Annotated in this window: 17 protein-coding genes; 12 read left to right on the top strand and 5 right to left on the bottom strand. The window is 53.6% G+C overall.

Going from position 1 to position 23,728, the window contains the following annotated elements; genetic code table 11:
* Positions 1-31: 31 nt before the first annotated feature.
* From ACFX4O_RS01260 to ACFX4O_RS01245, 4 genes are all read left to right on the top strand, one after another.
* On the top strand, positions 32-1,261 hold the full coding sequence (locus ACFX4O_RS01260) for a winged helix-turn-helix domain-containing protein (protein ID WP_380206735.1): 1,230 nt from the start codon (positions 32-34) through the stop codon (positions 1,259-1,261).
* Positions 1,262-1,314: 53 nt separating this feature from the next.
* Positions 1,315-1,497, top strand: coding sequence for a Trm112 family protein (locus tag ACFX4O_RS01255; protein ID WP_017456193.1), 183 nt, complete (start codon positions 1,315-1,317; stop codon positions 1,495-1,497).
* Positions 1,494-2,240, top strand: coding sequence for a 3-deoxy-manno-octulosonate cytidylyltransferase (gene kdsB, locus ACFX4O_RS01250; RefSeq protein ID WP_380206732.1), 747 nt, complete (start codon positions 1,494-1,496; stop codon positions 2,238-2,240). The genes ACFX4O_RS01255 and kdsB overlap by 4 nt, the downstream gene beginning before the upstream one ends.
* A 136-nt stretch (positions 2,241-2,376) precedes the next feature.
* Positions 2,377-3,270: a YcbJ family phosphotransferase gene (locus ACFX4O_RS01245; RefSeq protein ID WP_131410972.1), complete on the top strand. Its 894-nt coding sequence runs from the start codon at positions 2,377-2,379 to the stop codon at positions 3,268-3,270.
* Here ACFX4O_RS01245 and elyC read toward each other — a convergent pair.
* Entirely contained in the window at positions 3,247-4,026 is a 780-nt protein-coding gene (gene elyC, locus ACFX4O_RS01240) for an envelope biogenesis factor ElyC (RefSeq protein WP_380207622.1), read from the bottom strand. The genes ACFX4O_RS01245 and elyC overlap by 24 nt on opposite strands.
* 118 nt (positions 4,027-4,144) lie before the next feature.
* Between elyC and cmoM the strand changes: the two genes are divergently transcribed.
* The 7 genes from cmoM (at position 4,145) to ACFX4O_RS01205 (ending at position 14,785) form a co-directional block, all read left to right on the top strand.
* Positions 4,145-4,939: a tRNA uridine 5-oxyacetic acid(34) methyltransferase CmoM gene (gene cmoM / locus ACFX4O_RS01235; RefSeq protein WP_380206730.1), complete on the top strand. Its 795-nt coding sequence runs from the start codon at positions 4,145-4,147 to the stop codon at positions 4,937-4,939.
* Positions 4,932-6,254, top strand: coding sequence for a chromosome partition protein MukF (gene mukF, locus ACFX4O_RS01230; RefSeq protein ID WP_131410977.1), 1,323 nt, complete (start codon positions 4,932-4,934; stop codon positions 6,252-6,254). Before cmoM ends, mukF begins: the two co-directional genes overlap by 8 nt.
* Positions 6,235-6,939, top strand: coding sequence for a chromosome partition protein MukE (mukE, locus tag ACFX4O_RS01225; protein ID WP_380206727.1), 705 nt, complete (start codon positions 6,235-6,237; stop codon positions 6,937-6,939). Before mukF ends, mukE begins: the two co-directional genes overlap by 20 nt.
* Positions 6,939-11,387 (top strand): chromosome partition protein MukB, encoded by a 4,449-nt coding sequence (mukB, locus tag ACFX4O_RS01220; protein WP_380206725.1) that lies wholly within the window; start codon positions 6,939-6,941, stop codon positions 11,385-11,387. Before mukE ends, mukB begins: the two co-directional genes overlap by 1 nt.
* Positions 11,388-11,571: 184 nt before the next feature.
* Positions 11,572-13,374 carry a L,D-transpeptidase gene (gene ldtD, locus ACFX4O_RS01215; RefSeq protein ID WP_380206723.1) on the top strand — a complete coding sequence of 601 codons (1,803 nt, stop codon included), beginning with the start codon at positions 11,572-11,574 and terminating at the stop codon, positions 13,372-13,374.
* A 188-nt stretch (positions 13,375-13,562) separates the two neighbouring features.
* Positions 13,563-14,111 carry a YcbK family protein gene (locus tag ACFX4O_RS01210; protein ID WP_131410983.1) on the top strand — a complete coding sequence of 183 codons (549 nt, stop codon included), beginning with the start codon at positions 13,563-13,565 and terminating at the stop codon, positions 14,109-14,111.
* A 26-nt stretch (positions 14,112-14,137) separates the two neighbouring features.
* Positions 14,138-14,785 (top strand): MBL fold metallo-hydrolase, encoded by a 648-nt coding sequence (locus tag ACFX4O_RS01205; RefSeq protein ID WP_380206720.1) that lies wholly within the window; start codon positions 14,138-14,140, stop codon positions 14,783-14,785.
* A gap of 46 nt (positions 14,786-14,831) precedes the next feature.
* Here ACFX4O_RS01205 and ACFX4O_RS01200 read toward each other — a convergent pair whose 3' ends face one another.
* From ACFX4O_RS01200 to pncB, 4 genes are all read right to left on the bottom strand, one after another.
* The gene (locus ACFX4O_RS01200) at positions 14,832-16,022 is read right to left on the bottom strand and encodes an amino acid aminotransferase (RefSeq protein ID WP_380206718.1); all 1,191 of its coding nucleotides are present in this window, start codon (positions 16,020-16,022) and stop codon (positions 14,832-14,834) included.
* A gap of 186 nt (positions 16,023-16,208) precedes the next feature.
* Positions 16,209-17,351, bottom strand: a complete 1,143-nt coding sequence (ompF, locus tag ACFX4O_RS01195; RefSeq protein ID WP_328590667.1) for a porin OmpF — start codon at positions 17,349-17,351, stop codon at positions 16,209-16,211.
* 602 nt (positions 17,352-17,953) lie between these two features.
* The gene (gene asnS / locus ACFX4O_RS01190) at positions 17,954-19,354 is read right to left on the bottom strand and encodes an asparagine--tRNA ligase (RefSeq protein WP_380206716.1); all 1,401 of its coding nucleotides are present in this window, start codon (positions 19,352-19,354) and stop codon (positions 17,954-17,956) included.
* A gap of 159 nt (positions 19,355-19,513) precedes the next feature.
* Positions 19,514-20,716, bottom strand: coding sequence for a nicotinate phosphoribosyltransferase (gene pncB / locus ACFX4O_RS01185; protein ID WP_380206714.1), 1,203 nt, complete (start codon positions 20,714-20,716; stop codon positions 19,514-19,516).
* A gap of 263 nt (positions 20,717-20,979) precedes the next feature.
* Here pncB and pepN point away from each other — a divergent pair, with 263 nt between their 5' ends.
* A complete protein-coding gene (gene pepN, locus ACFX4O_RS01180) occupies positions 20,980-23,592 on the top strand; it encodes an aminopeptidase N (protein ID WP_380206712.1) in 2,613 nt (870 codons plus the stop codon).
* The last annotated feature ends 136 nt before the right edge of the window (positions 23,593-23,728 follow it).

The raw sequence follows: 23,728 nt of genomic DNA, 5'->3' as shown, positions 1-23,728 counted from the left end.
GCTGCGCCCTGTTACTTAAACAGGAACTCCCATGTCCGTGCCGCAACTTTCTCTGACTGCTGCTCGTCATCTGCATCTCGCAGCCCAGGGTCTATTACGTAAACCTTCCCGTCGGGCAAAACCGGGCGATATTCTCTCCACTATTCAGCGCATGTCGCTGCTGCAAATTGACACCATCAATATTGTTGCCCGCAGCCCTTATCTGGTGCTTTTTAGCCGCCTTGGACACTACCCACAGCACTGGCTTGATGACGCGCTACGCAACGGTGACTTGATAGAGTATTGGGCGCATGAAGCCTGCTTCCTGCCGCGCGAGGATTTTGCGCTGGTGCGTCATCGCATGCTGGCGCCAGATCAAATGGGCTGGAAGTATCGCGAAGCGTGGATGCAAGAACATTCGATGGAAATTGAACAGCTCATTGCACATATTGAGCAAAATGGCCCGGTGCGTTCGGCGGATTTTGAACATCCACGTAAAGGTGCCAGCGGCTGGTGGGAGTGGAAGCCGCATAAGAGGCATCTGGAAGGGCTGTTTACCGCCGGAAAAGTGATGGTAGTGGAACGTCGCAATTTCCAGCGTGTTTATGATTTAACTCAGCGGGTTATTCCGCACTGGGATGATGCTCGCGATCTGCTGTCGCAGGATATTGCGGAGTATCAGATGCTCGAAAACAGCGCGCGCAGTTTAGGGCTGTTTCGTGCGCAGTGGCTGGCGGATTACTATCGCTTGCGGAAACTGGCATTACCCTTAGTGCTGGAGAAGATGCAGGACGCGGGAACCATATATCCCGTCAATGTCGAAAACATTGGTCCCGCCTGGCTGCATGCCTCTTTATTGCCGCTGCTTGAGCAGGCGCAGTCCGGCAAGCTTGTCGCTACTCACAGCGCAGTACTTTCACCGTTCGATCCGGTGGTCTGGGATCGTAAACGAGCCGAACAACTGTTCGATTTTAGCTATCGTCTGGAGTGTTATACCCCGGCCCCTAAACGGCAATTTGGCTATTTTGTGTTGCCATTGTTGCATCGCGGGCGACTGGTGGGGCGTATGGATGCCAAAATGCACCGTAAAGATGGCATTCTGGAGATTATTGCGCTGTATCTGGAAGATGGCGTTAAACCCGGGCATTCGCTGGAAAAGGGGCTGCTAGGTGCCATTACCGAGTTTGCCCGCTGGCAGGGAGCGCGGCGGGTCACGTTCTCGCGACTGCCTGAGGGATTATTTGCTACATCCCGCGCCGGGCTTGAAATAGACGCGGCGTAAGAAGTGAATATGATAAGCTTAAACCGTTAATTATCGGTGTATCAGGAGGAAAGATGGATCACCGTTTACTTGAAATTATTGCCTGCCCGGTGTGTAACGGCAAACTGAATTACACGCAGGATAAACAAGAGCTAATCTGCAAAATCGACAGCCTCGCCTATCCCGTTCGGGAAGGTATTCCAGTATTACTGGAAACTGAAGCGCGTTCATTAACTGCGGAAGAGAGCCGGCCATGAGTTTCGTTGTGATCATTCCCGCGCGTTATGCCTCTACACGTTTACCCGGCAAACCCTTAGTCGATATTAACGGTAAGCCGATGGTGGTACATGTGCTGGAGCGCGCCCGTGAATCCGGCGCTGAGCGTATTATTGTGGCGACAGACAACGAAGAGGTGATGCGTGCAGTGCAGGCGGTTGGCGGCGAAGTCTGTATGACCCGCGCCGATCACCAGTCCGGAACTGAACGCCTTGCTGAAGTCGTGGAAAAATGCGGTTTCAGCGACGACACCGTCATCGTCAATGTGCAGGGTGATGAACCCATGATCCCTCCGGCTATCATTCGCCAGGTAGCAGAAAATCTTGCTGCACGTGATGTTGGTATGGCAACGCTGGCGGTGCCGATTCATAGCGCGGAAGAGGCGTTCAATCCGAATGCTGTGAAAGTGGTGATGGATGCGGAAGGTTACGCACTTTACTTTTCGCGCGCCACGATCCCGTGGGATCGTGATCGTTTCGCACAATCTCGCGAGACGATTGGCGATACTTTGCTGCGCCATATCGGCATTTATGGTTATCGCGCTGGTTTTATCCGCCGTTATGTCAGTTGGCAGACCAGCCCGCTTGAACAGATAGAGATGCTGGAGCAACTTCGCGTGCTTTGGTACGGCGAGAAAATCCACGTAGCTGTTGCCAGCGTGGTGCCGGGTACTGGTGTTGATACACCTGAAGATCTGGCGCGCGTCCGTCAGGCGTTGCGTTAATCCTTCCGTCCCCTCCACCCGGAGGGGATTTGCCGCTTGCCGGCGAAATTCTCACGCTGTTTTGATCTCATCAGGATGACATCTGTGCTATCGGCGCTCATTATAAAAGCAGTCATCTTTGTGAGGGCAATCTGCTATGGAACAACTGCGCGCTGAACTGAGTCATCTGTTGGGTGAAAAACTGAGCCGCATGGAGTGCGTCAGCGAAAAGCCGGATTCCGCACTTTGGTCGCTGTATGACAGCCAGGGAAATCCGATGCCGCTGCTGGCACGAAGCTTCTCAACGCCTGGCCTTGCGCGACAGTTGGCATGGAAAATATCAATGCTGGCGCGCGGTGGGGCCGTTCGCATGCCGGTTGTTTACGGTGTAATGACCCACGAAGAGCATCCGGGGCCGGATGTGCTGCTCATAGAACGCTTGCGCGGCGTACCGGTAGAAGCGCCAACGCGTACGCCAGAGCGCTGGGAGCAACTCAAAGACCAAATTGTTGAGGCATTGCTCTCGTGGCACCGACAGGATAGCCATGGTTGTGTTGGCACCGTTGACAGTACTCAGGAAAATATCTGGCCCTCCTGGTATCGACAGCGAGTGGAAGTGTTGTGGACCACGCTCAACCAGTATCACAACACTGGGTTGACAATGCAGGATAAGCGCGTGCTGTTTCGCACTCGCGAGTGTCTACCCGCGCTGTTTGATGGTTTTAACGATAATTGCGTGCTGGTGCATGGCAGTTTTAACTTGCGCAGTATGTTGAAAGACGCCCGCAGCGATCAGCTTCTGGCAATGGTTGGGCCGGGAATTATGCTATGGGCGCCGCGTGAATATGAGCTGTTCCGGCTGGTAGAAGGCGTGCAGGCGGAAGGGCTGCTCTGGCACTATCTCCAGCGCGCGCCAGTCGCGGAATCTTTCCTGTGGCGGCGCTGGCTCTATCTGTTATGGGATGAAGTGGCGCAGTTGGTGAATACCGGTAGATTTAACCGCGCTAACTTCGATCTTGCCTCTAAATCACTGCTCCCCTGGCTGGTCTGAGCTGCCTTTCAGCCATTGCCAGAGACGCCCTAACGTTTCATAACCCACCCGGTCGCTGTGCATCAGCCACACCGGGGATGGGATTATGCGTTCCCACGGATTAAGCGGAGAGGTAATTGCCAGCTGGTTTGCCGGCGCAGGCAACGGATGCAGGCCAGCATGCTGGAAGAAAATCATTGCGCGTGGCAGATGAGATGCCGATGTCACCAGCAGGAAAGGTGCATCACCAATTGCCTGTTTCACCGCAAGCGCTTCCCGCTCGGTGTCTTTCGGTTGATCCAGCGTCATGATGTCACTGCGTGGCACACCCAGGCTTTCAGCGACACGCGCACCCGCTTCCGCCGTGCTGACCGGGTTGGTTTGCGCTGCTGCACCGGTAAAGATGATTTTCGATCCGGGGTTGGCCTGCCACAGACGAATGCCCTCCGTCAGACGCGGCAGGCTGTTATTGATCAAATTAGAACTCGGCGCCCACGCGTCGTTCCAGGTATAACCCCCGCCGAGTATCACGATGTATTTCACCGGCTGTGTACCGCGCCAGGTGGGGTAGGTGTCTTCGATCGGCTGTAACAATCGATCCGCTACGGGCTGTACGCTCAGCAGTAATAAAACCAGCCACCCGACGCTGATAATGACTTTGCCGGTTTTTTGCCAGCGGCTAAACCAGATCAGTGCAATGCCCAGACCGATCAGCAAAAGCAAAAAAGGCAGAGGCAGCATCAGGCCGCCGATGTATTTTTTAAGGGTAAAAAGCACCGTATCCGTCTCCTTTTTGACCATATAGCAGGCCTTTTGCGCCGATCTTACACCAGATGGGTTCATTATCGGCACGGCTGTGACAAAATAGCGGTTTTGCCAGGAACGTGGAGCACCCATGAAGGATCGCAATTTCGACGACATTGCCGAGAAGTTCTCACGCAACATCTACGGCACGACTAAAGGTCAGCTGCGTCAGGCGATTCTGTGGCAGGATCTTGAGGCACTGTTGGCCCGGATGGGCAACCAGCCATTACGGGTGCTGGATGCTGGCGGTGGGGAAGGCCAGACGGCGGTTCGCATGGCGCAATTGGGCCATCATGTCACGCTCTGTGATGTGTCGAAAGCGATGATCTCGCGTGCCCAGGTGGCGGCCGAAGAGAAAGGTGTGAGCGGTAACATGCATTTTATACAATGCGCCGTTCAGGACGTTGCTCAGCATTTGGAATCGCCGGTTGATCTGATATTGTTCCATGCTGTGCTGGAGTGGGTCGCCGAACCGGTTCCTGTACTGCAAATATTGTGGTCGGTGTTGCGCCCCGGCGGTGCGTTGTCATTAATGTTTTACAATGCCGACGGCTTGCTGATGCACAATATGGTGGCAGGAAATTTTGACTATGTGAAAGTCGGTATGCCGAAGCGCAAAAAACGTACCCTTTCCCCGGATTTTCCGCGTGCTCCCGCGGATGTTTATGGCTGGCTCGAACAGATTGGCTGGCAGGTAACGGGCAAAACGGGTGTGCGCGTGTTTCACGATTATCTGCGCGAAAAACATCAGCAGCATGACTGCTTTGACGCGCTACTCGAACTGGAAACACACTATTGCCGCCAGGAACCCTATATTAGCCTTGGCCGCTATATTCACGTGACCGCGCTTAAGCCGCAAATCGATGAAAGGACAAACGATGAGTGAATTTTCCCAGACAGTCCCCGAACTGGTTGCCTGGGCCAGGAAAAATGATTTCTCCATCTCGCTGCCGGTCGACAGGCTCTCTTTTTTGCTGGCTATCGCCACGCTCAATGGTGAGCGTCTGGATGGCGAAATGAGCGAAGGTGAATTGGTAGATGCTTTCCGTCATGTAAGTGATGCGTTTGAGCAAACCAGTGAAACCATTACCCAGCGTGCCAATAACGCCATTAATGATATGGTGCGCCAGCGTTTGTTAAATCGCTTTACCAGTGAGCTGGTGGAGGGCAATGCCATCTACCGTCTGACGCCGCTGGGTATTGGCATTACCGATTACTACATTCGCCAGCGAGAGTTCTCCACGCTGCGTCTTTCTATGCAACTGTCAATTGTGGCCAGCGAGTTAAAACGCGCCGCAGACGCAGCACAAGAAGGTGGAGATGAATTTCACTGGCATCGCAACGTTTACGCGCCGCTGAAATACTCGGTTGCGGAGATTTTTGACAGCATCGATCTGACTCAGCGCCTGATGGATGAACAGCAGCAACAGGTCAAAGATGATATTGCACAACTGCTGAATAAAGACTGGCGCGCGGCCATCTCCAGCTGTGAATTGCTGCTGTCTGAAACCTCCGGTACGTTACGCGAACTGCAGGATACGCTTGATGCCGCCGGGGATAAATTGCAGACCAATCTGTTGAGTATTCAGGATGCTACCCTTGGGCGCGATGATCTTGAGTTTCTCGATCAACTGGTCTTCAACCTGCAAAGCAAACTGGATCGTATCGTGAGCTGGGGCCAGCAGGCCATCGATCTGTGGATTGGTTACGACCGCCACGTACACAAATTTATCCGTACCGCTATCGATATGGATAAGAACCGCGTCTTTGCTCAGCGTTTGCGTCAGTCGGTACAATCCTACTTCGATGCGCCGTGGGCGTTAACTTACGCCAGCGCCGACAGGCTGCTGGACATGCGTGATGAAGAGATGACGCTACGTGATGAAGAGGTCACGGGCGAGCTACCGCCCGATCTGGAGTTCGAAGAGTTTAACGAAATCCGTGAGCAGCTTGCGGCGCTTATTGAGCAACAACTGGCAATTTATAAGACCAAAGGTGTGCCGCTGGATCTCGGCTTGGTGGCACGCGAGTATCTGGCGCAATATCCGCGTGTTCGTCATTTCGACATCGCGCGCATCGTGGTTGATCAGGCGGTACGTCTTGGCGTAGCGCAAGCAGATTTCACCGGACTGCCGCCGAAGTGGCAGCCGATTAATGATTACGGAGCCAAGGTACAGGCGCATGTCATCGACAAATATTGAACAAGTGATGCCGGTTAAACTGGCACAGGCGTTGGCTAATTCTCTGTTTCCGTCGCTGGACAGCGCATTGCGCTCAGGGCGACATATCGGCCTCGACGAGCTGGATAATCACGCTTTTTTAATGGATTTCCAGGAGTATCTGGAAGAGTTTTACGCGCGTTATAACGTTGAGCTGATCCGCGCACCGGAAGGTTTTTTCTATCTGCGTCCGCGCTCCACCACGCTTATCCCGCGCTCGGTGCTCTCCGAGCTGGATATGATGGTGGGCAAAATTCTTTGCTATCTCTACCTCAGCCCGGAACGTCTGGCGAATGAAGGGATCTTCACCCAACAAGAGCTGTACGACGAGCTGATGTCGCTGGCGGATGAAGCGAAGCTGCTGAAGCTGGTAAATAACCGTTCTACCGGTTCCGATCTTGACCGACAAAAACTGCAGGAAAAGGTGCGCTCCTCGCTGAACCGCCTGCGCCGTCTCGGCATGATCTGGTTTATGGGTAACGACAGCAGTAAATTCCGCATCACTGAGTCCGTGTTCCGCTTTGGCGCTGATGTGCGTTCGGGCGATGATGCGCGTGAAGCGCAACTGCGCATGATCCGCGACGGTGAAGCGATGCCTGTCGAAAACCATCTGCAGCTCAATGATGAGCCTGAAGATAATCAGCCGGATAGCTCGGAGGAAGAGTAATGATTGATCGCGGTAAATTTCGTTCGCTGACGCTGATTAACTGGAACGGCTTTTTTGCCCGTACGTTTGACCTCGATGAGCTGGTGACGACGCTCTCCGGGGGCAACGGTGCCGGTAAATCGACCACAATGGCCGCTTTTGTTACGGCATTGATCCCGGATTTGACGCTGCTGCACTTTCGTAACACCACCGAAGCGGGCGCGACGTCTGGTTCTCGCGATAAAGGCCTGCACGGTAAGTTGAAAGCGGGCGTCTGTTACTCAGTGCTGGATGTTATCAACTCTCGCCATCAGCGTGTGCTGGTGGGGGTGCGTTTACAACAGGTCGCGGGACGCGATCGTAAAGTGGATATCAAACCTTTCGCCATTCAGGGCTTGCCCACATCCATGCTGCCGACGCAGTTGCTGACGGAAACGCTGAATGAGCGGCAGGCGCGCGTGCTGTCGCTGCAGGAAGTGAAAGACAAACTGGATGCGATGGAAGGGGTGCAGTTCAAGCAGTTCAACTCCATCACCGATTACCACGCGCTGATGTTTGACTTAGGGATTGTCGCGCGTCGTTTGCGCTCGGCCTCCGATCGCAGCAAGTTCTATCGCCTCATTGAAGCCTCGCTGTATGGCGGGATTTCCAGTGCCATTACGCGTTCGCTGCGCGACTATTTGCTGCCGGAAAACAGCGGCGTGCGCAAAGCGTTCCAGGATATGGAGGCGGCACTGCGTGAAAACCGCATGACGCTGGAAGCGATTCGCGTGACCCAGTCGGATCGTGACCTGTTCAAGCATTTGATCAGCGAAGCGACCAACTATGTGGCGGCGGACTATATGCGCCACGCCAACGAACGGCGGGTGCATCTGGACAAAGCGCTCGAATTTCGTCGCGATCTGTTTACCTCGCGCCAGCAACTGGCGGCAGAGCAGTATAAGCATGTCGATATGGCGCGCGAACTCTCCGAGCATAGCGGTGCGGAAGGGGATCTGGAGGCCGATTATCAAGCCGCAAGCGATCACCTGAACCTGGTGCAAACCGCGCTGCGTCAACAGGAAAAAATCGAGCGTTATGAAGCGGATCTCGACGAACTGCAAGTTCGCCTTGAAGAACAGCATGAAGTCGTTGCTGAAGCCGCCGAGCGTCAGGAAGAGAACGAGGCCCGCGCGGAAGCCGCCGAGCTTGAAGTGGATGAGCTGAAAAACCAGCTTGCCGATTACCAGCAAGCGCTGGATGTTCAGCAAACGCGTGCCATTCAGTACAACCAAGCCTTGCAGGCGTTGCAGCGTGCGAAAGAGCTGTGTCATCTGCCGGATTTAACGCCAGAAAGCGCAGACGAATGGCTGGAAACCTTCCAGGCCAAAGAGCAAGAAGCGACGGAAAAACTGCTGTCGCTGGATCAGAAATTAAGCGTGGCGCAAACCGCGCACAGCCAGTTCGAGCAGGCTTACCAATTAGTGGCGGCGATTAACGGCCCGCTGGCGCGTAACGAAGCCTGGGATGTGGCGCGTGAGCTGCTGCGTGATGGCGTTAACCAGCGCCATCTGGCCGAGCAAGTCCAGCCGCTGCGTATGCGCCTGAATGAGCTGGAACAGCGTCTGCGTGAACAGCAGGATGCCGAGCGTTTACTGGCAGAGTTCTGTAAGCGACAGGGCAAACAATATGACGCGCAAGAGCTTGAAGCGCTGCATCAGGAACTGGAAGCGCAAATCGCCGCACTTTCTGACAACGTTTCCGCCGCTGGTGAGCAACGCATGGCGCTGCGTCAGGAACTGGAACAACTACACTCGCGCATTCAGTCGCTGACCAAGCGCGCGCCGGTGTGGCTGGCGGCGCAAAGTAACTTGACGCAACTGTGTGAGCAAAGCGGTGAGCAGTTTGAGTCCGGGCAGGACGTTACAGAGTATCTGCAGCAGTTGCTGGAACGTGAGCGTGAAGCCATCGTTGAGCGCGATGAAGTGGGCGCGCGTAAACGTGCTGTTGATGATGAAATCGAACGTTTAAGCCAGCCGGGCGGTGCCGAAGATGGTCGACTGAATGCGCTGGCAGAGCGTTTTGGCGGCGTACTGCTGTCGGAGATTTATGACGATGTCAGCATTGACGACGCGCCGTATTACTCCGCGCTATACGGGCCATCGCGGCATGCGATTGTGGTGCCGGATCTGTCACGGGTCGCTGACATGCTGGAAGGGCTGGAAGATTGCCCGGAAGATCTCTATCTGATCGAAGGCGATCCTCAGTCCTTCGATGACAGCGTGTTCAGCGTCGACGAGCTGGAAAAAGCGGTGGTGGTGAAAATCGCCGATCGCCAGTGGCGTTATTCACGTTTCCCAACGCTGCCGCTGTTTGGCCGCGCGGCGCGCGAAAGCCGTATCGAAAGCCTGCATGCGGAGCGTGAAGCGCTGGCGGAACGTTTTGCCACGCTCTCTTTTGATGTGCAGAAAACACAACGCCTGCATCAGGCATTTAGCCGCTTTATTGGTAGCCACCTGGCGGTGGCATTTGATGACGATCCGGAAGCGGAAATTCGCACACTCAGCAGCCGCCGTGGCGAGTTGGAACGTGCGATCAGTAACCATGAAAATGACAACCAGCAAAACCGCGTACAGTTTGAACAGGCGAAAGAGGGTGTTGCCCAGCTTAACCGTTTGCTGCCGCGCATCAACTTGCTGGCTGACGATACGCTCGCCGATCGTGTGGATGAAATTCAGGAACGTCTGGACGAAGCGCAGGAAGCAGCCCGGTTTATCCAGCAGTTTGGCAACCAACTGGCGAAGCTCGAACCGGTTGTTTCCGTACTGCAAAGCGATCCGGAGCAGTTTGAACAGTTAAAAACGGATTACGCGACCTCACAGCAGGTGCAGCGTGATGCCCGTCAACAAGCTTTCGCCCTAGCGGAAGTGGTACAGCGCCGTGCGCACTTCAGCTACTCCGATGTCGCCGAAATGTTTAACGGTAATAACGATCTCAACGAAAAATTGCGCCAGCGTCTGGAGCAAGCAGAAGCTGAACGCACCAAAGCGCGTGAAGCGATGCGCAGCCATGCAGCGCAGTACAGCCAATACAACCAGGTACTGGCTTCGCTGAAAAGCTCGTTCGATACCAAAAAAGAGTTGCTCAACGATCTGCAAAAAGAGCTGCAGGATATTGGCGTTCGCGCTGATAGCGGAGCAGAAGAACGAGCACGTATCCGTCGTGACGAGTTGCATGCTCAGCTCGCTGGCAACCGTGCGCGTCGTAACCAGTTGGAAAAAGCCATCACCTTCTGCGAAGCGGAGATGGATAACCTGACGCGTAAGTTACGCCGCCTGGAACGTGACTACCATGAAATGCGTGAGCAGGTTGTCACCGCGAAAGCAGGATGGTGCGCGGTGATGCGAATGGTGAAAGACAGCGGTGTTGAACGCCGTCTGCACCGTCGCGAGCTGGCTTACCTTTCTGCCGATGAATTACGCTCAATGTCGGATAAGGCGCTCGGTGCTCTGCGGCCGGCGGTCGCGGATAACGAACATTTACGTGATGTGCTGCGCCTGTCGGAAGATCCGAAACGTCCTGAGCGCAAGATTCAGTTCTTTGTCGCGGTATATCAGCATCTGCGTGAGCGTATCCGCCAGGATATTATTCGTACCGATGATCCGGTTGAAGCCATCGAACAGATGGAAATCGAGCTTAGCCGCCTGACGGAAGAGTTGACTTCCCGTGAACAGAAGCTGGCGATCAGCTCGCGTAGCGTGGCGAATATTATTCGCAAAACCATTCAGCGCGAGCAGAACCGTATCCGTATGCTGAACCAGGGGCTGCAAAGCGTCTCTTTCGGCCAGGTGAATAGCGTGCGCCTGAATGTGAACGTGCGGGAAACCCATGCCACATTGTTGACGGTACTTTCTGAACAGCACGAGCAGCATCAGGATCTGTTTAACAGCAGCCGACTGACCTTCTCTGAAGCGCTGGCAAAGCTCTATCAACGTCTGAATCCGCAAATCGATATGGGTCAGCGTACGCCGCAAACCATCGGTGAAGAGCTGCTGGACTACCGTAACTATCTTGAGATGGAAGTGGAAGTCAACCGTGGTTCCGACGGCTGGCTGCGTGCGGAATCCGGTGCGCTGTCGACCGGTGAAGCGATTGGTACCGGGATGTCGATTCTGGTGATGGTGGTACAGAGCTGGGAAGATGAAGCGCGTCGACTGCGCGGCAAAGATATCTCTCCGTGCCGCTTGTTGTTCCTTGATGAAGCCGCACGTCTGGATGCCCGCTCTATCGCTACACTGTTTGAGCTGTGCGAACGTCTGGAAATGCAGCTGATTATCGCGGCACCGGAAAATATCAGCCCGGAAAAAGGCACCACCTACAAGCTGGTTCGTAAAGTCGTGCAAAATCATGAACATGTGCACGTTGTCGGTCTGCGTGGTTTTGCCGCCCAGCTCCCGGAAACGCTTCCCGGCACGGCGGATGCATCGTAAAGCAGTCTCATGCGAAAGGGCGACAGCAATGTCGCCCTTTTTGTTTGCGGAAAGCTATTGCCAGCCCGCGTTTAACCTTTAAACTTCTTTACATTAGGTAAGGCAAATGCTTTTTTGTCTTTATATACTGAGAGAAAGGTGACGAATTCGTCACGAGCAATGTAAGAGAAACAGGGGGCAAGGGATGTTGCTTAAGAAGTCGTATGGTCGTCGGATGTCGGCACTCAGTTTATGCCTGGCATTCGCATTCGCTCCACTGTTTAATGTGCAGGCCGATGAGCCTGAAATCGTGCCGGTGGATAGCACGACGACGCCAGGCGAGCAGCCAACTGTGCTGCCACAGCCGCAGGAACAGTCGCCTGCGACGGCAATGTTGATTGGCGTTAAATCTTTCCCGCCCGGTGTTTCCGTTGCCGATGTGCGTACACAACTCCAGACGCAATTACCTGCCAACTGGACGCCGGTCTATATGGATCAGCTCGCCGCGTTGTATGCTGCGCGCGGGCAGAAACCAATGTGGGACAACCGTGAAGCGGTACAGGCGTTTCAGCAGCAACTGGCAGAAGTGGCGATTGCAGGGTTTCAACCACAATTCACGACCTGGGTTGAGCTGTTAACCGATCCCGCGGTTTCTGGCATGGCACGTGATGTTGTGCTGTCTGACGCGATGTTGGGTTATCTGCAATTTGTCTCGGGCATTCAGTCAAAGGGGCAGCGCTGGCTTTATAGCGACAAACCCTATGCGCTTGCAACACCAGCCATTTCGGTCATTAACCAGTGGCAACTGGCGCTGGACAATGGATCTCTGCCTGCCTTTATCAATCATCTTGCACCGCACCATCCGCAGTATGCGGCTATGCACCAATCGCTATTGGCGCTGGTAGGTGATTCGCGCCCGTGGCCGCAAATCACCAGCACGGTGACGCTGCGACCGGGGCAGTGGAGCAATGATATTCCGGCTCTGCGTGAGATCCTGCAGCGTACCGGTATGCTGGATGGCGGACCAAATATCGCCTTGCCAGGTGATAACGTCGCCGTCAGCCCTTCGGCCCGGCCCGTGAAAAAAGTGCAGCAGACGCGCGCGGCATATGACCGCCAACTGGTGGAAGCGGTAAAACGCTTCCAGTCATGGCAGGGATTACATGCGGATGGCGTGATTGGTCAAGGCACGCGTGACTGGCTGAACGTGAGTCCTTCACAGCGCGCTGGGTTGCTGGCGCTGAATATTCAGCGCTTGCGTTTGCTACCGGGCACGCTTTCGACCGGCATCATGGTCAACATTCCTGAATATTCGCTGGTTTATTACCTCAACGGGAACCAGGTGCTGGCATCACGGGTGATCGTGGGCCGCCCGGATCGTAAAACGCCGATGATGAGCAGCGCGCTTAATAACGTGGTGGTTAACCCGCCATGGAACGTGCCGCCAACCCTGGCGCGCAATGATATTCTACCGAAGGTTTGGAACGATCCGACTTACCTTGAGCGCCACGGTTACACTGTATTGCGAGGATGGAACAGCAAGGAAGCGGTTGACCCGTATATGGTCGATTGGGCGACCATTACTCCCTCGAATTTACCGTTCCGTTTCCAGCAGGCGCCTGGCGCGCAGAATTCGCTGGGGCGTTATAAATTCAATATGCCGAGTTCGGATGCCATTTATTTGCATGACACGCCGAACCATAATCTGTTCCAGAAAGAGGCGCGGGCATTAAGCTCGGGCTGCGTACGCGTCAATAAAGCCTCTGAGCTCGCTAATATGCTTTTGCAGGATGCGGGATGGAACGATACGCGGATTTCAGATGCGCTAAAACAGGGGGATACGCGGTATGTCAATATTCGTCATGATATCCCGGTCAATCTCTACTACCTGACCGCTTTTGTCGGTGCCGACGGCCGGACGCAGTATCGTACAGATATTTACAATTATGATCTGACGGCGCGATCGGGTGCACAAATCTTGTCGAAAGCTGAACAATTGATCAGATAAATGAAGCAGTTTCAGTCAGCGTGTTGTCGTAATAACTGGCATAAAACGGGCTCTGAAGGCCACAGAGCCCGTATTTGCTGGGATGAGGCAGCCTTGACGTGGCGTTTGTTGCCCGGTAAGGTGCCTCTCGTGCGCTAAAAGAGTGCATAAATTTTGTTCAACATTGCTTATCTGTAGAATTTATTATCATGGATAAATTTGACGCTAATCGCCGCAAATTGCTGGCGTTGGGTGGGGTCGCACTCGGTGCTGCCATCTTACCAACACCGGCTTTTGCAACCCTTTCCACGCCACGACCGCGTATTTTGACGCTGAGTAATCTTAATACCGGTGAATCTATTAAAGCTGAGTTCTTCGATGGCAGGGGCTATATTCAGGATGAATTAGCAAAACTTAACCATTTTTTCCGTGATTACCGCGCGAATAAAATCAAAACCATCGACCCTCGTTTGTTCGAGCATCTTTTCCGTTTGCAGGGGCTGCTGGGAACACGCAAACCTGTGCAACTGATCTCCGGCTACCGTTCTGTTGATACCAACAATGAACTCCGCGCACACAGCCGCGGTGTGGCGAAACAGAGCTATCACACCAAAGGTCAGGCAATGGATTTTCATATTGAAGGGATTTCGCTGAGTAATATTCGCAAAGCCGCGTTATCTCTGCGCGCGGGTGGTGTAGGATACTACCCCAGCAGCAACTTTGTGCATATTGATACCGGGCCGGTAAGGCACTGGTAAAACTCAGGCTGAGCTACAGGAGCAGTATGAACTATCGTATTATTCCGGTTACCGCGTTCTCCCAGAATTGTTCGCTTATCTGGTGTGAGCAGACCCAACTTGCCGCCGTGGTCGATCCCGGCGGTGACGCCGAACGGATTATTCAGGAAGTGGACGCCTCTGGCGTGACACTCACGCAGATCCTGCTTACGCATGGTCACCTTGATCATGTTGGCGCGGCAGCCGAACTGGCGCAGCATTATGGTGTGCCGATTATCGGCCCGGAAAAAGAAGATGAGTTCTGGCTGCAAGGCCTGCCGGCACAAAGCCGGATGTTTGGCCTGGATGAGTGCCAGCCGCTGACGCCCGATCGTTGGTTAAATGAAGGCGACAGCGTAACAGTGGGTAAAATAACGCTGCAGGTATTGCACTGTCCTGGTCATACGCCGGGGCATATTGTGTTCTTCGACGCCCAATCCCGCTTGCTGATTTCCGGCGACGTGATTTTTAAAGGTGGCGTGGGCCGCAGCGATTTCCCGAAAGGCAATCATGGGCAATTGATTGATTCCATCAAGCGCAAATTGTTGCCACTGGGCGATGATGTTACTTTCCTTCCCGGCCATGGCCCGATGTCTACGCTGGGAAATGAGCGGTTGCACAATCCGTTCCTGCAGGATGAATTACCGGTCTGGTAAATAAAAAAAGGGTCGCTTCGGCGACCCTTTTTGTTGCTGCTGTAACTTACAGTACGGCAACGATAGCTTCGCACAGCGGCGACATATTATCCGGCGTCATACCCGCGACGTTAATGCGTCCTGAAGCAACCGCGTAGATCCCAAACTCTTCACGCAAGCGCAGCACCTGCTCTTTGGTCAGGCCGCTGAACGAGAACATACCGTTCTGTTTGGTGATGAAGCTGAAATCGCGATTAGCCCCTTTCTCCTGCAAGGTATTAACAAACAGCAGACGCATACGCTGAATGCGCTGACGCATGTCCGTTAACTCTTGCTCCCAAATGGCACGCAGAGCCTCGTTACCGAGAATGGTTGCAACCACCGACGCGCCGTGCGCTGGCGGGTTAGAGTAGTTGGCACGAATAACGGCTTTCATCTGACTGAAGGCGCGATCGGCGCTTTCCGCGTCTGCACTCACCAATGTACAGGCACCGACGCGCTCATTGTACAGGCCAAAATTTTTCGAGAATGAACTAGCCACCAGTAACTCTTTATGCAGCGCAGCAAACGCGCGCAGCCCTTCAGCATCTTCTTCGAGACCGCGAGCAAAGCCCTGGTAAGCGAAGTCGAACAGTGGCAGCCAGCCTTTTTCAACGGACAGCTTCGCCAGTGTTTCCCACTGTTCGAGCGTTGGGTCGATACCTGTCGGATTATGGCAGCAGCCGTGGAACAGCACCACGTCGCCAGCCTGGGCGTTATTCAGGCTTGCCAGCAAACCATTGAAGTCCAGCGCATGGTTTTGCGCGTCATAGTAAGCGTATTCACACACTTCCAGACCGGCTGAATTAAACACGCCTTTGTGGTTCGGCCAGCTCGGGTTGCTCACCCAGACACGTTTTGCGGAGGTGTTTTTGGCGAGAAAATCCGCCGCCACACGCAGGCCACCCGTACCGCCAGGCGTTTGCGCGGTGCGCGCACGTTTGTCATTGATAATCGCGTTGCCTTTGCCGAACAGCAGTTCCTGAGTGCAACGGCCAAACTCATGAATACCGTCGATACCGAGGTAGTTCTTGGTGGTTTCGTTTTCCAGCAGATAAAGCTCGGCTTTTTTAACGCTGGTCAGTACCGGGGTCTTGCCGGTTTCATCTTTATATACACCGATGCCTAAGTTGATTTTATTGGGGCGTTCATCGGCGCGAAACAGATCGGCCAGACCCAGAATGGGGTCGGCAGGGGCGGCGGTTATATTCTCAAACATGACGAGGTTCCATTTTGATGACAGAAGGGAGATCCGCTATCAGGTTAACGGCTGACACAGGAATTGCCAACCGTTTGCGATAAAAAGCGCGATGCTTTTCAAAACTCATCGTAATTAATCTTGCAGGCATAAAAAAACAGGGCCAATGGCCCTGTTTGATATGCATATAACAGTCGAGGGTGACTATTAGAACTGGTAAACGATACCAACTGCTACGGTGTCGTCAGAACCTACGCCCAGTTTGTTGTCTTTATCAATCTGGTTGATGATGTAGTCAACATAGGTGGACATGTTTTTGTTGAAGTAGTAGGTTGCGCCAACTTCAACATAGTTGATGTAATCTTCGCTACCGATACCTGCAACATCTTTCGCTTTAGATTTGTAGTAAGCGATGGACGGACGCAGACCGAAGTCAAACTGGTACTGTGCAACAACGGAGAAGTCCTGAGTTTTGTTCAGGTAACCATTGCGCTCAACGCTGCCCGGAGGTGTAGTATTCAGGCGAGTTGCGTTGCGGGTTTCACCATACAGAGCTGCCAGGTAGATGTTGTTAGCATCGTATTTGATACCGGTCGCCCACTGCTCAGCTTTCTTACCTGCCGCGCCGTAGCCAGTCGCAGACGCATCGTTAGCTTCCTGCGTATTGGTACGATCTGCTGCGCCGTAAGCACCAACGATACCAAAACCTTCAAAGTCATAGCTTACAGACGTCGCCCAGCCATCTCCGTTGGAGCGAGTAATATCATCCGCACTATCAGTGAGTTTTGTAGCACGCTCGTTTTTACCCAAGTACTGAACGCCAAAGTTCAGACCGTCAACCAGGCCGAAGAAGTTGCTGTTACGGTAAGTCGCCAGACCACCGTTACGGCTGGAGAAGAAGTTGTCGCTGTTCGCGGTGTCGCCGCCGAACTCTGGCAGCATATCGGTTACGCCGATTGCATCGTATACCAGACCGTAGTTACGACCGTAATCTAAAGAGCCTGCGTCGCCGAATTTCAGACCAGCGAATGCCAGACGCGTTTTGTTACCCTTCTGAGCATCGGTACCACCTTCAGAGTTGTTACCCTGGAAGTTGTATTCCCACTGGCCGTAACCGGTCAGTTGGTCGTTGATTTTGGTTTCGCCTTTGAAGCCCAGACGAGCGTAAGTTTTATCGCCGTTGCCGCCGTAGCTGTTGGCACCGTTGTCTTTAGAGAAGTAGTGCAGACCTACAGCTTTACCGTAGATGTCTACTTTGTTGCCGTCTTTGTTGTAGATTTCTGCAGCGTTAGCTGCACCGGCTGCCAGCAGAGCAGGGATAACCACTGCCAGAATATTGCGCTTCATCATTATTTATTACCCTCATTGGTTTTTTTTGAACACCTGCCACTGCCGCCAATAAATTCCGTCAATAAAAATTTACGGAACTATTGATGAGAGTTTGGTGTCTTTCTGTGTCTGAAAGGCATCTTTCCAAACATAACAACGTTTCGCTAGTCTGAAAGTGCTACAAATGTATTAAAGCAGTAACAAAAAGAAATATTGTGTAAGAGTTTGTGTATTTAAGGGAACTTTGTGAACCATCTCAAAATTCGGCACAGAGTGCTGGTTTATTGAGCGTGTCTATTACTATTTATATGAATTACTTATATTTAATTAAGATAAAGGCTTTTCTTATCCAGTAAATGTCTGCGGCACGTTTTTTCTAATAATGACATTCAGCCATCTGGATGTCTGTGCGAATTTTAACCAAAAGTGCTAATTAACAGGCTGACATATCCCGTAATAAAGGGATGGGGTGTTTTTTGTAGTGAAGGTTTTCAGGCGTAAAAATGTGCAAAGAAGGGTAAAAAAGCAGTGAAATTCGATGAGCGCGCCGAGGTGCTGTTAATAAAAGTTGACGGGTATCACATAAATGAAAAAGGCCAGCGATAACACTGGCCTTTAGAACATCAGAACGTTGCGCTGCGTGGCGTGCGCGGGAATGGAATTACATCACGCACGTTCTGTACGCCGGTCACATAGGCAATCAGGCGTTCAAAACCGAGACCGAAACCGGAGTGCGGTACTGTGCCGTAACGACGCAGATCGCGATACCACCAGTAGTCTTCTTTATTCAGTCCCATTTCCGCCATACGGGCATCCAGGACATCAAGACGCTCTTCACGCTGCGAACCGCCGATGATTTCACCGATACCCGGTGCCAGCACGTCCATCGCCGCCACGGTTTTGCCATCTTCGTTAAGGCGCATATAGAAGGCTTTGATATCTTTCGGATAGTTTTTCACCACCACCGGCGCTTTGAAGTGTTTCTCGGCCAGGTAACGTTCATGTTCAGAAGCCAGGTCAACGCCCCAATAAACCGGGTTCTCGAACTTCTCTCCGCATTTTTCGAGAATGGCGACCGCATCGGTGTAATCAACCTGGGCGAAATCGGCCGCAATGAAACGCTCCAGACGGCCAATCGCGTCTTTGTCCACACGCTCTTCAAAGAATTTCAAATCATCCAGACGCTCTTCCAGAACCGCTTTAAAGGCGTATTTCAGCATCGCTTCAGCCAGACGGGCGTTATCGTCGAGATCGGCGAAAGCGATTTCCGGTTCCAGCATCCAGAACTCAGCCAGGTGGCGGCTGGTGTTGGAGTTCTCCGCGCGGAAAGTCGGGCCGAAGGTATAAACCTTGGACAGGGCGCAGGCATAGGTTTCCGCATTCAACTGGCCGGAAACGGTCAGGAACGCTTCTTTGCCAAAGAAATCTTTATCAAAATCAACTTTGCCTTCCGCGGTACGTGGCAGGTTTTCCATATCCAGCGTGGAGACGCGGAACATTTCGCCTGCACCTTCGGTATCTGACGCGGTGATAAGCGGCGAGGAGACCCAGAAGAAACCTTGTTCGTCAAAGAAGCGATGCAGCGCCTGCGCCAGCGTGTGGCGAACGCGCGCAACCGCGCCAATCAGGTTGGTGCGCGGGCGCAAATGGGCAACTTCGCGCAGATACTCAATGCTGTGGCGTTTGGCCGCCATCGGGTAGGTATCCGGATCTTCAACCCAGCCGGTGACTTCGACAGAGGTCGCCTGAATCTCAAGGCTTTGGCCTTCGCCCGGTGAGGCCACAACTTTACCGGTCACAATCACCGAGCAACCTGTGGTCAGGCGTAAAATGTCCTGATTGTAATTGGGCAGAGAATTATTAATAACGGCCTGTACAGGATTAAAGCAGGAGCCGTCATAAACGGCGAGGAAGGAGATACCAGCTTTAGAATCTCGGCGGGTGCGTACCCATCCGCGTACGGTGACTTCACTGTCAACGGCAACGCGGCTATGGAATACGTCGGCTACAGGCACAACGCTCATAATATTCTCTCTGTTAATAGTCGGAAAAAATAAACACTTGTCCGCCCGATAAGGGGGGATATCTATGTTACCTGGCGTACGCCATCAGACAAGCAGAATTCGCAGGAACAATTAATAAATTATCGGCAAAAAAGAAGGGAGCCTTCAGGCTCCCGGTGATTAACTGGCTTTTTTGACCTGCGGCAGGTCAAATGCTTCGCGTAGTGCGCGGACAAACGCCTTGTCGTGGCAGATAGTTTTGCCGGGGCTGTCGGATAATTTCGCCACCGGTTTTCCGTTGCATTCAACGAGTTTGATAACAATATTCAGCGGTTTCAGGCCGGGAATATCACACGTCAGGCGTGTCCCGATACCAAAGCCCAGCTTGACGTGCTCGGCAAAGTGGCAATAGAGATCCAGCGCTTTGTTCAGATCGAGATTGTCCGAGAATATCAGCGTCTTCGACAGAGGATCGATGCCGAGCTTCTCATAGTGGGCAATGGCTTTTTCACCCCATTCCACTGGATCGCCAGAATCATGGCGCAGCCCCTGGTAACGGGTTGCGAATTCCGGGCCGAAGTCACGTAAAAACGCATCCATCGTAATACAGTCTGTTAACGCAATCCCCAATTGGTTTGGATACTCTTCGAGCCATGCCGCGAGCGCCGCGCGCTGGCTGGTGGCCAAATCGGGGCTGATCTGTTGGTGTGCCTGGAACCATTCATGCGCCTGGGTGCCCATGGGGGTCAGCGACAGGCGGCGGGCCAGGTCATAATTACTGGTACCAATAAACCAGGGTTCTTGTTGCAACCGTTCGACTATGGCTAGTTGTACATCGCGGGAGAAACGGCGGCGCGTACCGAAATCCATCAGACGGAAACCGGACATATCAACCTGCGCGGTGCGCGCAGCAAAATCCGCCAGCTTCTCTTCCAGATGCAGTAGAGCCTGCTGAACGCCTGTCTGCGGCGAACGGCAGCGATGAACCACTTCACTGATCACGGCCAGCAGCGGTACTTCCCACATGATCACTTCACGCCACGGGCCGGAAAGGCTGATATGCAGCTTGCCGTTGTCGTTAGTAATCGTGACCTGGCGCGGGTCGTAACGAAAATGACGTAGCCAGTTAAGGTAGTCAGGCTGGAAGAAGGGGAGGCCGGACAGCCACAGATACTCGTCATCTTGCAGACGCAACGACTGCATGGCCTCGACCTGTTCGCGGACGGCATCGGCATAAATACCGAGCAGGTCATCACCGCGACAGCGGAATTCAGCCGTGACATGCACGTCATAATAGTGGTGGAACACCGCTTGTTGCATGTGCAGCTTGTAAGCGTCGGTATCCAGCAGCGTTTGCAGCCCAGAGAAAGCGAGTTGAGTCATGGTGCGCAGTAGCATCCTCTTACAGGAGCGTTTAGTACAATAAACAAAGCAAATAGTCGCTGGAGTATACCTTGTTTACCAGGTTATTGAACCCTGATCACACCATAACGCACAGAACGGGTCGATGGCATTTCGTGCCTCCTGTTATAAAAATGTAGCAGACAGAGCTTTTCCCTCTGAAAAGATGAAGATTCTGCGTGGCACGTTTGCGGCAACCGGAATAGACTGGAGTCGTAACCAACAGAAGATGCTAAAGGTTTTTTATGACACAACAGCCACAAGCCAAATACCGCCACGACTACCGTGCGCCGGACTACCTGATTAGCGATATTGACTTGACCTTTGACCTTGACGCCGCCAAAACCGTCGTCACCGCGCTGAGCAAAGTGTCACGCCATAGCGCCTCTGCTGTGCCGCTGCGCCTGGATGGCGGCGAGCTGACCCTGATTTCCATTCACGTAAATGATGAGCCCTGGACCAACTATAAAGAAGAAGGCTCCCAACTGGTGATCGATGGCTTGCCAGAGCGTTTTACCTTGCGCATTGTGAATGAGATAAGCCCGGCCGCGAACACTGCGCTCGAAGGGCTGTACCAGTCCGGTGAAGCGCTGTGCACGCAGTGTGAAGCGGAAGGCTTCCGCCATATTACCTGGTATCTTGACCGCCCGGATGTGCTGGCGCGTTTTACCACCAAGCTGATTGCCGATAAAACCCGCTATCCGTTCTTGCTCTCTAACGGCAACCGCGTTGATCAGGGCGAGCTGGAAAATGGTCGTCACTGGGTACAGTGGCAGGATCCGTTCCCGAAACCCTGCTATCTGTTTGCGCTGGTCGCCGGAGATTTCGACGTTCTGCGAGACACGTTCACCACCCGTTCCGGGCGTGAAGTGGCGCTGGAGCTGTATGTCGATCGCGGCAATCTCGATCGTGCGCCGTGGGCGATGACCTCACTGAAAAATTCCATGAAATGGGACGAAGAGCGTTTCGGCCTCGAATACGATCTCGACATTTATATGATTGTCGCTGTCGACTTCTTCAATATGGGTGCCATGGAGAACAAAGGGTTGAACATCTTCAACTCGAAATACGTGCTTGCCCGCACCGATACCGCTACCGATAAAGACTACCTTGATATTGAGCGCGTAATTGGTCACGAATACTTCCATAACTGGACCGGTAACCGAGTGACCTGCCGCGACTGGTTCCAGCTCAGCCTGAAAGAAGGCCTGACGGTGTTCCGCGATCAGGAGTTCAGCTCTGATCTGGGTTCCCGTGCGGTAAACCGCATCAATAACGTGCGCACCATGCGCGGTATGCAGTTCGCTGAAGACGCTAGCCCGATGGCGCACCCGATCCGCCCGGATAAAGTCATTGAAATGAATAACTTCTACACCCTGACGGTGTATGAAAAGGGCGCGGAAGTGATTCGCATGATGCATACGCTGCTTGGCGAAGAGAATTTCCAGAAAGGGATGCAGCTCTATTTTGAGCGTCATGACGGTAGCGCAGCGACCTGCGATGATTTCGTGCAGGCCATGGAAGATGCGTCGAATATTGACTTGTCGCATTTCCGCCGCTGGTACAGCCAGGCCGGTACGCCGGTGGTTACGGTGCACGATGATTACAACCCGAACACCGAACAATATACGCTGACCATTAGCCAGCGCACGCCGCCGACTGCCGAGCAGCAAGACAAACAGCCGCTGCACATTCCGTTCGATATCGAACTGTACGATAACGAAGGTAAAGTGATCCCGTTGCAGAAAGACGGTCATCCGGTGCATCACGTCCTGAACGTCACTCAGGCGGAGCAGACGTTTATCTTTGATAATGTCTATTTCCAGCCGGTGCCGTCGCTGCTGCGTGAATTCTCCGCGCCGGTGAAGCTGGAATATAAGTGGAGCGATCAGCAACTCACCTTCCTGATGCGCCACGCAAGTAACGATTTCTCCCGCTGGGACGCGGCGCAAAGCCTGCTGGCAACGCATATTAAGCTGAACGTTGCGCGCCACCAACAAGGCCAGGCGCTGTCGCTGCCACTGCATGTCGCGGATGCTTTTCGCGCGATCCTGCTGGACGAGACGATTGATCCAGCGCTGGCTGCGGAGATCCTAACGCTGCCGTCGGCAAATGAGATCGCCGAGCTATTTGAAACCATCGATCCTGTGGCCATCGCAGCGGTACGTGAAGCGCTGACGCGCACGCTTGCCACCGAACTCGCCGATGAGTGTCTGGCTGTGTATAACGCGCACAAACTCGATAGCTACCGCGTTGAACATGCGGATATCGGCAAACGTTCCTTGCGCAACACTTGTCTGCGCTACCTGGCGTTTGGCGATGCGCAACTGGCAGACAAACTGGTGAGCCAGCAGTATCACAGTGCGGATAACATGACGGATGCGCTGGCGGCGCTCTCAGCGGCAGTTGCCGCACAGCTGCCATGCCGCGAGGTGCTGATGCAGGAGTACGATGACAAATGGCATCACGACGGTCTGGTGATGGATAAATGGTTTATCCTGCAGGCTACCAGCCCGGCGGAAGATGTACTGCAAACGGTGCGCAGCCTACTGAAACACCGCTCGTTCACCCTCAGCAACCCGAACCGCATCCGCTCGTTGATTGGCGCTTTTGCCGGCAGCAACCCGGCAGCGTTCCATGCGCTGGATGGTAGCGGTTATCAGTTCCTGGCTGAAATGCTCACTGAGCTGAACAGCCGCAACCCACAAGTAGCATCGCGTCTGATTGAGCCGCTGATCCGCCTGAAACGCTATGACGCTAAACGTCAGGCGATGATGCGTGCGGCGCTGGAGCAGTTAAAAGCGTTGCCGAACCTTTCCGGCGATCTGTACGAGAAAGTCAGCAAAGCACTGGCGTAATAAAAATGCCGCCTTCACCGAAGGCGGCAATAATTTCCCCCGCAAAGGGCGCGTCGAGACCGTTATAAAGAAGCGTCTGCCAGTTCGTGATTTAACCCCAAAGCCAACCAGACAGAACCCAAACCGGTGGCTGATC

Origin of the sequence: Kosakonia sp. YIM B13571, assembly GCF_042788095.1 — a bacterium.
Taxonomy (GTDB): domain Bacteria; phylum Pseudomonadota; class Gammaproteobacteria; order Enterobacterales; family Enterobacteriaceae; genus Kosakonia; species Kosakonia quasisacchari.
This window is presented reverse-complemented; position numbering and strand designations above follow the sequence as displayed.

Bases quoted from the DNA above. Each gene is read 5' to 3' on its own strand.
- ACFX4O_RS01260 (WP_380206735.1), top strand. From the start codon at position 32: ATGTCCGTGCCGCAACTTTCTCTGACTGCTGCTCGTCATCTGCATCTC.
- ACFX4O_RS01205 (WP_380206720.1), top strand. From the start codon at position 14,138: ATGAACTATCGTATTATTCCGGTTACCGCGTTCTCCCAGAATTGTTCG.
- pepN (WP_380206712.1), top strand. From the start codon at position 20,980: ATGACACAACAGCCACAAGCCAAATACCGCCACGACTACCGTGCGCCG.
- ACFX4O_RS01200 (WP_380206718.1), bottom strand. From the start codon at position 16,022: ATGTTTGAGAATATAACCGCCGCCCCTGCCGACCCCATTCTGGGTCTG.
- ldtD (WP_380206723.1), top strand. From the start codon at position 11,572: ATGTTGCTTAAGAAGTCGTATGGTCGTCGGATGTCGGCACTCAGTTTA.
- ompF (WP_328590667.1), bottom strand. From the start codon at position 17,351: ATGATGAAGCGCAATATTCTGGCAGTGGTTATCCCTGCTCTGCTGGCA.
- kdsB (WP_380206732.1), top strand. From the start codon at position 1,494: ATGAGTTTCGTTGTGATCATTCCCGCGCGTTATGCCTCTACACGTTTA.
- mukF (WP_131410977.1), top strand. From the start codon at position 4,932: ATGAGTGAATTTTCCCAGACAGTCCCCGAACTGGTTGCCTGGGCCAGG.
- ACFX4O_RS01245 (WP_131410972.1), top strand. From the start codon at position 2,377: ATGGAACAACTGCGCGCTGAACTGAGTCATCTGTTGGGTGAAAAACTG.
- cmoM (WP_380206730.1), top strand. From the start codon at position 4,145: ATGAAGGATCGCAATTTCGACGACATTGCCGAGAAGTTCTCACGCAAC.
- ACFX4O_RS01210 (WP_131410983.1), top strand. From the start codon at position 13,563: ATGGATAAATTTGACGCTAATCGCCGCAAATTGCTGGCGTTGGGTGGG.
- asnS (WP_380206716.1), bottom strand. From the start codon at position 19,354: ATGAGCGTTGTGCCTGTAGCCGACGTATTCCATAGCCGCGTTGCCGTT.
- mukB (WP_380206725.1), top strand. From the start codon at position 6,939: ATGATTGATCGCGGTAAATTTCGTTCGCTGACGCTGATTAACTGGAAC.
- pncB (WP_380206714.1), bottom strand. From the start codon at position 20,716: ATGACTCAACTCGCTTTCTCTGGGCTGCAAACGCTGCTGGATACCGAC.
- ACFX4O_RS01255 (WP_017456193.1), top strand. From the start codon at position 1,315: ATGGATCACCGTTTACTTGAAATTATTGCCTGCCCGGTGTGTAACGGC.
- mukE (WP_380206727.1), top strand. From the start codon at position 6,235: ATGTCATCGACAAATATTGAACAAGTGATGCCGGTTAAACTGGCACAG.